The 12,193-nt window shown below is 50.4% G+C and carries 11 protein-coding genes; 4 read left to right on the forward strand and 7 right to left on the reverse strand.

The genetic code is table 11. The features are described 5' to 3' along the window. The first annotated feature begins 383 nt into the window (after positions 1–383). Positions 384–995 (forward strand): hypothetical protein, encoded by a 612-nt coding sequence (locus SGR01S_RS02065; protein ID WP_061806386.1) that lies wholly within the window; start codon positions 384–386, stop codon positions 993–995. 165 nt (positions 996–1,160) lie between these two features. Here the strand turns inward: SGR01S_RS02065 and cysB are convergent, their stop codons facing one another. Both cysB and topA read right to left on the reverse strand, forming a co-directional pair. Further along, a complete protein-coding gene (cysB, locus tag SGR01S_RS02070) occupies positions 1,161–2,135 on the reverse strand; it encodes an HTH-type transcriptional regulator CysB (RefSeq protein WP_037415807.1) in 975 nt (324 codons plus the stop codon). 360 nt (positions 2,136–2,495) lie between these two features. Beyond that, entirely contained in the window at positions 2,496–5,099 is a 2,604-nt protein-coding gene (gene topA, locus SGR01S_RS02075; RefSeq protein WP_037415810.1) for a type I DNA topoisomerase, read from the reverse strand. Positions 5,100–5,525: 426 nt separating this feature from the next. Between topA and SGR01S_RS02080 the strand changes: the two genes are divergently transcribed. Next, positions 5,526–5,777, forward strand: a complete 252-nt coding sequence (locus SGR01S_RS02080; RefSeq protein ID WP_037415813.1) for a YciN family protein — start codon at positions 5,526–5,528, stop codon at positions 5,775–5,777. Positions 5,778–5,825: 48 nt separating this feature from the next. Here SGR01S_RS02080 and sohB read toward each other — a convergent pair whose 3' ends face one another. Further along, positions 5,826–6,872: a protease SohB gene (sohB, locus tag SGR01S_RS02085; RefSeq protein ID WP_061806387.1), complete on the reverse strand. Its 1,047-nt coding sequence runs from the start codon at positions 6,870–6,872 to the stop codon at positions 5,826–5,828. A 360-nt stretch (positions 6,873–7,232) separates the two neighbouring features. Between sohB and SGR01S_RS02090 the strand changes: the two genes are divergently transcribed. After that, positions 7,233–7,994, forward strand: coding sequence for a YciK family oxidoreductase (locus SGR01S_RS02090; protein ID WP_061806388.1), 762 nt, complete (start codon positions 7,233–7,235; stop codon positions 7,992–7,994). 12 nt (positions 7,995–8,006) lie between these two features. Continuing rightward, positions 8,007–8,597 carry a cob(I)yrinic acid a,c-diamide adenosyltransferase gene (cobO, locus tag SGR01S_RS02095; RefSeq protein WP_061806389.1) on the forward strand — a complete coding sequence of 197 codons (591 nt, stop codon included), beginning with the start codon at positions 8,007–8,009 and terminating at the stop codon, positions 8,595–8,597. A 39-nt stretch (positions 8,598–8,636) separates the two neighbouring features. On the opposite strand, the gene rluB is transcribed toward cobO, so the two are convergent. The 4 genes from rluB to rnm all read right to left on the reverse strand — a co-directional run bounded on the left by rluB (position 8,637) and on the right by rnm (position 12,005). Then, the gene (gene rluB, locus SGR01S_RS02100; RefSeq protein ID WP_037415825.1) at positions 8,637–9,533 is read right to left on the reverse strand and encodes a 23S rRNA pseudouridine(2605) synthase RluB; all 897 of its coding nucleotides are present in this window, start codon (positions 9,531–9,533) and stop codon (positions 8,637–8,639) included. Positions 9,534–9,974: 441 nt separating this feature from the next. Beyond that, positions 9,975–10,334 carry a Rap1a/Tai family immunity protein gene (locus tag SGR01S_RS02105; RefSeq protein WP_037415828.1) on the reverse strand — a complete coding sequence of 120 codons (360 nt, stop codon included), beginning with the start codon at positions 10,332–10,334 and terminating at the stop codon, positions 9,975–9,977. Between the two features lie 115 nt (positions 10,335–10,449). Then, a complete protein-coding gene (locus SGR01S_RS02110) occupies positions 10,450–11,070 on the reverse strand; it encodes an L-threonylcarbamoyladenylate synthase (protein WP_061806390.1) in 621 nt (206 codons plus the stop codon). 47 nt (positions 11,071–11,117) lie between these two features. Further along, a complete protein-coding gene (gene rnm, locus SGR01S_RS02115) occupies positions 11,118–12,005 on the reverse strand; it encodes an RNase RNM (RefSeq protein WP_061806391.1) in 888 nt (295 codons plus the stop codon). Positions 12,006–12,193 lie beyond the last annotated feature (188 nt).

A 12,193-nucleotide genomic window follows, 5' to 3' on the forward strand; every position in this document is an offset into this window, starting at 1 on the left:
ATAACACAAAGATGATGTAACGTTTTGATAACAACACGTTTTGATCATAACGATAGGCAGAAGCAATCAAGAATAAAGAAGTCGTTTTTTCCCAGAGAGTTAGGTATTAACTGGGGAAGGTACGAGAAAATCTGGGGCGCAATACGCCCGTATGGAGCGCATTCTGTTACGCTTCCTTTCCACTAACGCGAAAGAAAGACAAGCCCCCACGCAGCGGCCTAACAAAACACGAGCTACAGTATTGGCAACCTGCTATGTTCTTCATTTATCGGATGAAACCATGTCGCTCCATCGCCTTGCTTAGCGATAGATAACAGCAGGTCAATGCAGACATGGTCGACAGAGTAATGACTGGGTAGAACATAAAAACTAAGGAGTGGTAAGTGGCATTTTTGGGATTCGTCAGTGAACGGGAGTGCCAAAGATGGGAAGGAGCTTCGCCGTATCTTCCCGCTTTCAGCTTTTACGAAAAGCATCAATCAGAGCCTATCAATGCGTCCCCTGAAGCCATTATCCAGGCCGTGCTTTCTCTGGATATGACGGAAGATCCGATCATCCGGCGGTTGCTGATGCTCCGCCAATTACCAGGCAAACTGCGGCAGTTACTCAGTAAAACAAAAAACATAGAACCGTCAGCAGCGTTTGGTTTCGATACCTTTACCTTGCTGCAACATGACAGTCATGAGGTTTCACTGGGACTGACCGGCCGTTTTTGGCGTCCAATGTTAGACGTGGAAAAGCTGGAAACCGCGGAGGAATTTCACCGTTTTAGTAAGCCTGATGCAGCCAAACTGGTTTTACGCTTTTGCGTCACTCAGGAGAGTTCAGGGTTGGCAACGCTGTGCACCGAAACCTTCGTGTGGTGCCCTACACCGCAGGTAAAAGCACGGTTTGCCTGCTATTGGGCAGCCATTCGCCCAGCCAGCGGTTGGATAAGGCGGCGTACCCTGCTTGCCGTGCAACAGAAACTGGCACATGCGTTAGTTAATACATGACTGATGGATGACATAGAGAAGAAGTAATAACCGCTCAGCGCCATTCTCAGCACGATTGAGAAGCGCGCAGGAGAAAGGTGAACAACATGGATGAGATGAAAAGCAGAATGTAAAAAACAGAGAGGGGTCGGCCCCTCTCCGATTATCAGTGATTAACCCAACAGCTTACTTTTCCGGCAGCTTGATGTCCTTGAACATCGCTTCGATTTCTTCGTTCGAGCGTAGCGCAACTGCGTTATCGACTACGTCACGTGTCAGATGTGGCGCAAAGCGCTGGATGAAATCGTACATGTAGCTACGCAGGAAAGTGCTGCGGCGGAAGCCAATCTTGGTGGTGCTGAAGGTGAAGATATCACGCGCATCTACGGTCACCAGATCAGGATCTTGTACCGGGTCCACAGCCATACTGGCAATCACACCGACCCCAAGCCCAAGGCGTACATATGTTTTAATCACGTCAGCATCAGTCGCCGTGAACACGATGCGTGGTGTCAAGCCAGCGCGGTTAAACGCGGTATCCAGCTCAGAACGCCCCGTGAAACCGAAGGTGTAGGTAACAATCGGGTAAGCAGCCAACTCTTCGATGGTAATGTGGCTTTTACCGGCTAATGGATGATCGGGCTTCACCACTACCGCACGGTTCCAGTGGTAGCACGGCAGCATGATTAAGTCGTCGTAAAGATGCAGCGCTTCGGTGGCAATAGCAAAGTCTGCAGTGCCTTTGGAGACGGCTTCTGCGATTTGCGTCGGCGACCCTTGGTGCATATGCAGCGACACGCGCGGATAGCGTTCAATAAAGCCTTTGATCACGTTAGGCAATGCATAACGTGCTTGGGTATGCGTGGTAGCGACGTACAGTGAACCCTTATCCGGGTAAGTATGCTCACCGGCGACGGCTTTTATCGCATCTACCTTGGACAAAACTTCACGTGCAATACGGATAATTTCCAGACCTGCCGGCGTTACCTGAGTCAGATGTTTCCCGCTACGAGCGAAAATCTGGATACCCAGTTCATCTTCCAGCATCCGTACCTGCTTGCTGATACCGGGTTGTGAGGTATAAAGCCCTTCTGCCGTCGAGGAGACATTCAGGTTGTGGTTAACCACTTCCACGATGTAACGAAGCTGCTGCAATTTCATATCTTATACCATCCTAGGTTAAACACTGCGCTGAGCCGCAGCCAGGTATATCGGTGTCGCCCCGGTATGCTGAAAAGAAACAAGCCATAAACACAGTGTTTCATCCAGATGCTGAATAAACCGCCGCTATTAATAAGCTTTAATCATAAAAAAACTTTTTATATAACCATTATATCATGCCACAGCTTCAAGTATAGATCCGCGTCACACTCTGGTAACGATTATTTTGCATTGCGATCAATATGAAATCCCCGGCCCAGGAAGGAAAAAACAGCAAAGGATAGATCCGTTCTCAGGCTTTAGCCAATAAAAAAACCAGCCACATGGGCTGGTTTTTTATGTTGCATTCAGGCTGCAAATTTACTTTTTACCTTCAACCCATTTGCCATCTATGTAGAAAGCAGACCAACCAGTGGCTTTTCCGTCTTTCTCAGAGGAGACATACTGTTGTTTGGTCTTGCGGCTGAAACGTACCATGGTCTTGTTGCCTTCGGCATCTGCAACCGGCGCATCCGCCAGATAACGCAGTTTTTCAGGCAGGCGATCCTTGAAACGGGCCAACTCTTCTACCAGCGGCGCACGGGTTTCGCGCGATTTAGGGAAAGTGTTAGCAGCCAAGAAGACACCGGCCGCCCCGTCACGTAGCACAAAGTAAGCATCCGATTTTTCGCATGGCAGTTCCGGTAATGGAACCGGATCTTCCTTCGGTGGTGCTACGTCGCCGTTACGCAGGATCTTGCGCGTATTTTTACATGTCTCATTGGTACAACCCATGTACTTACCAAAACGCCCCATTTTCAGGTGCATTTCAGAACCACATTTATCGCACTCAACGACGGGACCATCATATCCTTTCAGGCGGAACTCGCCCTCTTCGATCTCATAGCCATCACATGCAGGGTTGTTACCACATACGTGCAATTTGCGCTGGTTATCGATCAGGTAGCTGTCCATCGCAGTGCCACATTTCTGGCAGCGGCGACGGGCACGCAACGCGTTGGTTTCCGCATCATCCCCTTCGAGGATGTTCAGCACTTCTGTTTCTGGCACCAGGTTAATGGTGGTTTTGCAGCGTTCTTTTGGCGGCAACGCATAACCAGAACAACCCAAGAACACACCCGTACTCGCTGTGCGAATGCCCATCTGACGGCCGCAGGTTGGGCAGTCAATGCTGGTCATCACCATCTGATTCGGGCGCATGCCGCCCTCTTCAGGATCTTTTTCTGCCGTTTCCAGCTGTTCGCTGAATTCGGCAAAGAACTCATCCAGTACCGCTTTCCATTCTGCGTGGTTGTTGGCTACCTGATCCAGGCCGTCTTCCATACGGGCGGTGAAGTCATAATTCATCAGCTCGCGGAAGTTCTCTTCCAGACGGTCAGTAACGATCTCACCCATTTTTTCTGCGTAGAAACGGCGGTTTTCAACACGCACATAACCACGATCCTGAATGGTGGAAATGATTGACGCGTAGGTCGATGGACGGCCGATACCCCGTTTTTCCAGCTCTTTTACCAATGACGCTTCGCTGTAACGCGCTGGCGGCTTGGTGAAGTGCTGGCTTGGGATTAATTTTTGCAGGTCGAGTTCGCTGCCGACTTCAACAAACGGCAAGGTACGATCTTCATCACCCTTACGCAGAGCAGGCATCACTTTGGTCCAGCCATCGAAACGCAGCGTGCGGCCTTTGGCGCGCAACTGGAAATCACCGGCTTTTACCGACAGCGTAGTGGAATCGTACTGCGCAGGTGTCATCTGACAGGCCACAAACTGCCGCCAAATCAACTGATACAGCTTCTGCGCATCCGCTTCCATGTCTTTCAACTGTTCAGCCAGCACATTGACATCCGACGGACGGATGGCTTCATGCGCTTCCTGCGAGTTTTCTTTGCTGCTGTACTGGTTCGGTGCTTTCGGCAAGTATTTGTCGCCAAAGTTATCACCGATATAACCACGCACCATGTTGAGCGCATCCTGGCTCAAGTTGGTGGAGTCGGTACGCATATAGGTGATGTGACCCGCTTCATACAGGCGCTGAGCCATCATCATGGTTTTCTTCACGCCAAAGCTCAAACGGGTACTGGCCGCTTGCTGCAACGTGGACGTAATGTAAGGCGCACCTGGTTTGCTGCTGGTCGGTTTGTCTTCGCGATCCAGTACGGTGTAGCGGGCTTTTTCCAGCAGTTTAAGTGCTGCATGAGTCTGCTCACGATTAACCGGCTTGAACGGTTTGTCATGGGCATGAGTCACTTCCATCTGCAACGCGGTATCACCCTTCGCTAACAGATCAGCGTGCAATTCCCAGTACTCTTCCGGTACGAAGGCTTTGATGTCGCGTTCACGCTCCACCACCAGTCGTACAGCAACGGATTGCACTCGCCCGGCAGACAAACCACGGGCAATTTTTTTCCACAGCAGTGGCGAAACCATGTAACCCACAACGCGGTCCATAAAGCGACGCGCTTGTTGTGCGTTAACACGATCAATGTTCAGCTCACCCGGCTGTTTAAACGCGTTTTGGATCGCGTTTTTAGTGATTTCGTTAAATACCACACGGCTAAAGCGTTTGTCGTCACCACCGATAACTTCCCGCAGGTGCCAGGCAATGGCTTCCCCTTCGCGGTCAAGGTCCGTTGCGAGATAAATGTGGTCGGCGTTTTCCGCTAACGACTTTAACTCGGCGACAACTTTTTCTTTACCCGGCAGGATTTCATATTGCGCTTCCCAACCATGGTAAGGATCGACGCCCATACGATTTACCAGCGCCGTCTTCTCATCTTTTTTAACTTTAACTTTCTTCTTGGCTTTGTCTTCGGTTGAGTCAGCGCTCTTTTTGCTGGCTGAGCCACTGGTCGGCAAATCACGGATATGACCGACGCTGGACTTCACCACGTAGTCATTACCTAAATATTTATTAATAGTTTTGGCTTTTGCCGGGGACTCAACTATTACGAGAGCTTTACCCATATTTACCTTTACCTAATTTTATTTCTTCTAAAAAGAAGTCTTTTATCTCGCCGTGCCGCAGCGGTTCATATCTCTTTTTTATATTGCGGCAGTCTGGCAAGAGATCAACATGTTTTTTTCTATTGGTTGCTTAACTGCTCAACCTGAACGCAAGTTGTTGATCCTGCCTGCTATTCACCCATGCCCCAGAAGTATGGCTGTGTGAGACTCATTCATGGCGTAAACAAAACCTTCCACCCGACGCCGCAAAATCCCACACTGTACCTGATAAAAAGCGTCACGCAACCTAATTAGCACGGAAAGGCAGATTTCGCCAATCGCCAGATACTGCTAGACATCCAGACGGCAAATAAACCTTAGTCTGTTTGCGGATAAATGCGAACTGGCGTTAGAATATGTCCAGAATTTATGATTGGAGTGTAATAAATGCGCACTAATACCTCACCCATTGATCGTGAAACCTTACTGCAAGAAGCAAATAACCTTATTCGTCACCATGATGATTATATGCATGGCATGATTGCGACTGAAGTTGAACAAAAAGGCAGCGTTTTAGTTTTCCGTGGTGAATTCTTTTTGGACCAAGATGGATTGCCAACGGCAAAAACTACTGCCGTATTTAATATGTTTAAACACTTGGCCCACGTGTTTTCTGATAAATATCATTTAGTCGATTAAGCATTAAAAAAGGGGGGCCAAAGCCCCCCTTCTGTTTAATCGTTACGCTTAAAGCAGCGGCTTTTCACCCCGTTGCCACCAACGTAATAACAGACGATCGACACTTTCCGCCGCACTGCCGGTGAAACGGTCCATCATGCGTTTACGGCGTGCATAACGCACCCCGATCACCTCATGGTTTTCCATTTCAGCAATCAGCAAATCGTCGCTGGTGCCTATCGCGTCGATTAGCCCCTTCTCTTTTGCTTGAGAACCGAACCAATGCTCACCGGTCGCGACACTATCAATATCCAGTGATGGCCGCTGTTGATGAACAAACTCTTTGAACAGTTCATGAGTCTCGTTCAGATCTTCACGGAACTTTTCACGCCCCTGTTCTGTATTTTCACCAAACAGCGTCAACGTACGTTTGAACTCACCGGCTGTGTGCAATTCAACATCAATATCATTCTTTTTCAGCAAGCGATGGAAGTTCGGGATCTGTGCCACAACACCGATTGAACCGATGATAGCAAAGGGGGCTGCAACGATACGGTCCGCCACACAGGCCATCATATAGCCGCCACTGGCCGCTACCTTATCTACCGCTACCGTCAGGCGAATACCGCCAGTGCGCAAACGCGCCAGTTGCGACGACGCCAATCCGTATCCGTGCACGACGCCACCAGGGCTTTCCAGTCGTAGCAGAACTTCGTCCTTCGGTGTAGCCACCGCCAGTACTGCCGAAACCTCCTCGCGCAACGAGGTGACTTCATGGGCATCCATGCTACCTTTGAAATCCAATACATACAGGCAAGGTTTAGCGGCCTCAACTGCCCCTGCTTTAGCCCGCTGTTTTTTCAGTTTATCGTCGGCTTTGGTCTGCTTTTTGAACTGCTTGAGCCACGTCTTTTGTTCCGCTTCACCCATGCGTGCCAGACGCATATCGCGCTGCATATCTCGATACTGTTCACCAAGGTCAGTAAGCTGTAGTTCCCCTTTCTGTCGGTTCTTACGTTGCCCCAGGCTGACCGCCAGCAAGGCCAGCGCAGCGATGGCAATCACTACCGTCGCGACTTTGGCCAGAAATAGGCCATAAACAGATATAAACTCCACAGATTCCGCCTTTATTAACAGGTTGTTAGTATGACTTCATTCATTCTAGCCAACCGACGTAGTGGCTGTCGCGGCTAAATAAAAATTCCTTGTGCTGCTTCTTTACTATGTGGGCGCATTTTGGCTTACCCAAGTCGACGCTGTTCCATTTTTGTTACAAAAGAATGCCGATTCTGCCGCCTAATCATTGAAAATACGATCCATTTGAGGCATATAACACGGATTCTTCATCAACATGATGAGCCAAATTCGCTGTGAGGCCATGCATGCAGTTGAGCCGTTGCTCCTGCCGTGGCCTCTCAATTCACACCGCTCCCCGATGTAAGTGGGAGACCAGCCACCAAGGCGCGAGGAATTATTGTGCACTACCAACCCAAGCAGGATTTACTGGAAAATCGTATCATTTTAGTCACAGGTGCCGGGGACGGTATTGGCCGCGAAGCAGCACTCACCTACGCCAAATTTGGCGCGCAATTGATACTGCTGGGCCGTACCGAAAGTAAGCTGCAAGCGGTGCAGGCCGAGATTGCCAAATTCAGCAATGCGCCAACTTATATCATCACGCTGGACCTGCTGCATACCACCCAAGAACAGTGTAAACAAGTGGCGGACGAACTTGCGACGCATGTCCCGCGCCTGGATGGCGTGCTGCATAATGCAGGCCTGCTCGGCGATATCGCGCCAATGGCTGACCTTTCGATGGCAATGTGGAACGAAGTCATGCAGGTAAACGTCAATGCGACATTTATGCTCACTCAAGCCCTACTGCCGCTGCTGCTGAAATCCAATTCAGGTTCACTGGTATTTACCAGCTCCAGCGTCGGTCGTACGGGACGCGCCAACTGGGGTGCTTATGCCGTTTCAAAGTTCGCAACTGAAGGGATGATGCAAGTCTTAGCCGACGAGTACAAAAGTCGCAACTTGCGGGCAAACTGTATCAATCCTGGTGGAACGCGTACCCAAATGCGTGCATCTGCTTTCCCAAATGAAGACAAAAGCAAGCTGAAAACTCCGGCGGATATCATGCCGCTCTACCTCTATCTGATGGGGGATGACAGCCGTCGTAAAACCGGCATGAGCTTCGACGCCCAACCTAACCGTAAACCCGGCGCAGCCGAATAAAGGGGCTTTATCATGGCTGAAGATCGTCACCAACAACGTCAACAACGTTTAAAAGAACAGGTCGACGCCCGCATCGCTGCAGCACAGGACGCTCGGGGTTTACTGCTGGTGTTCACCGGTAATGGTAAAGGCAAAACTACTGCAGCATTTGGCACCGTAACACGTGCCGTTGGCCACGGTATGAAAGCCGCTGTCGTTCAATTCATTAAGGGTGAATGGCCAAACGGTGAAAAAAACCTGCTGCAACAGCATGGCGTTGAATTCCAGGTGATGGCGACCGGCTTTACCTGGGAAACGCAGAACAAAGCAGGAGATACCGCCGCTTGTCAGGCTGTATGGCAACAGGGTAAGCGTATGCTGGCCGACAACAGCCTGGATCTGGTGCTACTGGACGAACTGACCTATATGGTCAGCTATGGCTATCTTGAACTGGATGAACTGCTGGAGGCGCTACGGCAACGTCCTGTGCACCAAACGGTAATTATCACCGGGCGTGGGTGCCATCGCGATTTGTTGGAATTAGCAGATACGGTTACGGAGATGCGACCAGTAAAACACGCGTTTGACGCGGGAATCAAAGCGCAACAGGGCATTGACTGGTAATAGTAAAACGCCGCAGTCCTGAGGGCTGCGGCGTGATGATTAACTACGCTTGCTTGGTTTGCCAGGTTTACTGCCCGGCGCACTACGGCGACCGCTACCGGCAACCTGGGTGTGACGCTTAACGGCACGACGGATTTGATTGGCTTTCACTCGGCGGCGTTCGCGCTCAACCGGCATCTTGCTGACGGTTTCCGGCTTCAACTCAACCAGTTCACGCAGATAGTTAATTGCCGGCAATTCCAGCTCGGTCCAACCGCCACGCGGCAGGCCCTTCGGCAAATCGATATCACCATAACGTACGCGGATCAGACGGCTAACCTGGACGCCAACGGCTTCCCAAAGGCGACGTACTTCACGGTTACGTCCTTCGGTCAGGGTAACGTTATACCACTGGTTAATACCTTCGCCACCTTGGAAAGTAATGGTACGGAAAGCGGCTGGGCCGTCTTCCAACTGAACACCTTTACTCAATTGCTTCACTTTCTCGTCGTCAATCTGGCCAAATACGCGTACTGCATATTCACGCTCGACTTCACGACTCGGGTGCATCAGGCGGTTTGCCAGTTCACCGTCGGTGGTGAACAACAGCAAGCCTGAGGTGTTAACGTCCAGACGCCCTACCGCTACCCAGCGTGAACCACGCAGCTTAGGGAGACGATCAAATACCGTTGGACGACCTTCAGGATCGCTACGGGTACAGAGTTCGCCTTCCGGCTTGTAATACGCCAGTACGCGGCAAACTTCTTCTTCAGATTCTTTAATCGAAACAACATGACCATCCAGACGGATTTTCATTGAAGGGGTTACTTCAACGCGGTCACCCAACTTGGCAATTTTACCGTCGACGCTAACGCGACCGGCTTCAATAATGGTTTCGATTTCACGACGCGAGCCATGACCGGCGCGCGCTAAAACTTTCTGTAACTTCTCGCTCATTGAGCAACCTCTAGTGTCGCCTTCACAGGCGTCGGGGGGATGACCACCGCGGCGTCTGGCGCCACGACAGTAACAATACGTTTACTTGGATCGAACCGCGCATTATACAGGCTTTCAATAGGGTTGAAACCCACTTTATTATCCGACCGATTAACCAAAGTTATTGAGGGTAAGATAGCGCAGAAAAAACGGTTTTCGGCTCATATCAACCGAGCAGTAATCCCCGCGTCAGTGGGCCTGAGCAGAAATCATGATAATCGAGGGAAAGGGTATCGTAGGGAAACGCTGTCATTTTTTCTCCTGGACGTCCTATCCCCACATCGGTAAGGGGGCGTGTACGTTAGCGGTAAAATGACAGCGTTTATCGGCTTCATTAATTGAAAGTAGTGCTAAAAAGGGGTATTGCACCCCAACGAGAAAATACGCACTAAACGAACAACTTTAATGCCGTGCACACGGGTAAGCGGCGGTTAACGCCAACATAATTACCGAAGGTGCAGAATAATGTAGCTGTTCAGGGTGCTCATTTAAATACTGCATAACTGCATCTGAAGCCGTGCCGACGCTCATTCCAGCTTCCGGGCAAATACTACGGTTACCCTGCATAGAAAAGGTATCAAACACACCCGCGACATACCCCATAAACATCCCGGCATCGAGAGCTTCAGCGACGGTAGCTGACCCATTCTTATTTTTCACATAGCCGCTGGTTTCAGACAGCAAAGCGCTGCCGGAATAAAAACCTGCACTGGCCGCAGAGGAAAATAATAAAGCCGCCAAAAAAGAAACCCGTTTAATCATCGCTACGCATCCTGCCTAATTATCAATTTTTGATAATGTAGAATAGCGGTTTTAACGATAAATGACGCTGTTTCAGTCACTTTTCAGAAAAATGAGCAAACATTATGGCCATACATCAGCGGAAGGGTGTTGGGTCACCCGCGCCCTCGCGCACCACTTCCGGTGCGGACTCCGTCAGGTCAATCACCGTGGTCGGCTGCTGCCCCAGGAAACCACCGTGGATCACCAGATCAACCTGTTTCCCTAAATGATCACTGATCTCCTCCGGATCAGACTCGGCGAAATCATTACCCGGCAGCATCAACGTGGTCGACATCATTGGTTCGTTAAGCACTTCCAGCAATGCCAGCGCAATCGGGTTCGACGGTACACGCAGACCGATGGTTTTACGCTTGTCGTTCATCAAGCGCCGCGGCACTTCCTTGGTCGCTTTCAGAATAAAGGTGTAGTTGCCGGGCGTGTTGTTCTTGATCAGTCGGAACGCGGTATTGTCGACATAAGCGTAAGTCGACAGCTCAGACAGATCGCGACACATCAGTGTAAAATTATGATTACCATCCAATTGACGGATACGGCAGATACGTTCCATTGCCGATTTTTCTTCCAGCTTGCAGCCCAGCGCGTAACCAGAATCGGTGGGATAGACGATCACGCCCCCTTTACGTAGTACATCCACCGCCTGATTGATAAGACGCGGTTGTGGATTGTCTGGATGAATATAAAAAAGCTGACTCATGACTTGCTCCTAAAATGATGCACGCGGGCGGCAACGCCCACGTTAAATCAATCGACTTTAGCCAGTTGTGGTAGCGGCCAATCACGCCACACAGGCTCAACTCCGCCAGGTAACCACAGTTTACGGCCCAGTTCGATCCACGAGCAGGGTTGATGAAAATCAGACCCCTGCGACGCCAATAATTGATATTCTTGCGCATACTTTGCCAGTTGCGAACGCTCATGCGGTGCCTGCTGGCATTGGGCAATTTCCATTGCGTCACCACCATGTTCTGCAAAATGCGCCAGCAGCCGCTTCAACCATTTAGCCGTCAGGTCGTAACGGCCCGGATGCGCGATCACCGCCTGACCACCGGATTGATGAATCACATCAATGGCTTGTTCTATTGTACACCACTGTGGCGGAACGTAACCGGTTTTGCCTTTAGCCAAGTATTTCTTGAATACCTGGGCCATATTGTCTGCCATACCGATTTGCACCAGGTAACGCGCAAAATGGCCACGGGTCACTGCCCCGCCATCTGCTAATTTTTGCGCCCCTTCAAATGCACCCTCAATACGTGCTTTAGCCAATCGCACACCTATTTCCTGTGCACGGAGGTTACGGCGTTCTGTCTGTTCGGCCAGCAGTTGTACTATCGCCGGATGCGAGGTTTCAATACCCAGACCGACAATATGAATCTCGTGGTTTTCCCACAACGTGGAAATTTCCACCCCGTTAACCAATTGCAGCGGCAGTGACTGCTCAGCAATGGTTGCGGCGGCGGCGGCCAAGCCGTCTGTGGTGTCATGATCGGTAATCGCCAATACACCTACACGCATTTCAACCGCCCGCTGTACCAATTGCGCCGGCGTAAGGTAGCCGTCAGAAGCGGTGGTATGGCTGTGGAGGTCGTAGAGAGTAAATGCGGAAGGCTGGGGGCTGCTGTCTGTCAAAAGAAATATCCGGCAATGGCTTGGCTTTCTATCATACCCGCGAAAGCCCGTTGGACGGAAATCTATTATGGCGCAATGCCGTTTCCTCTTGATGAAAATAATTCACACTTAGCGATAAAACATTGTACAAAAAGAGGGTTGACTTTACTCTCGCGAACCAGTTAACTAGTACACAAGTTCAGGGCACT

This window comes from Serratia grimesii NBRC 13537 (assembly GCF_001590905.1).
Taxonomy (GTDB): domain Bacteria; phylum Pseudomonadota; class Gammaproteobacteria; order Enterobacterales; family Enterobacteriaceae; genus Serratia; species Serratia grimesii.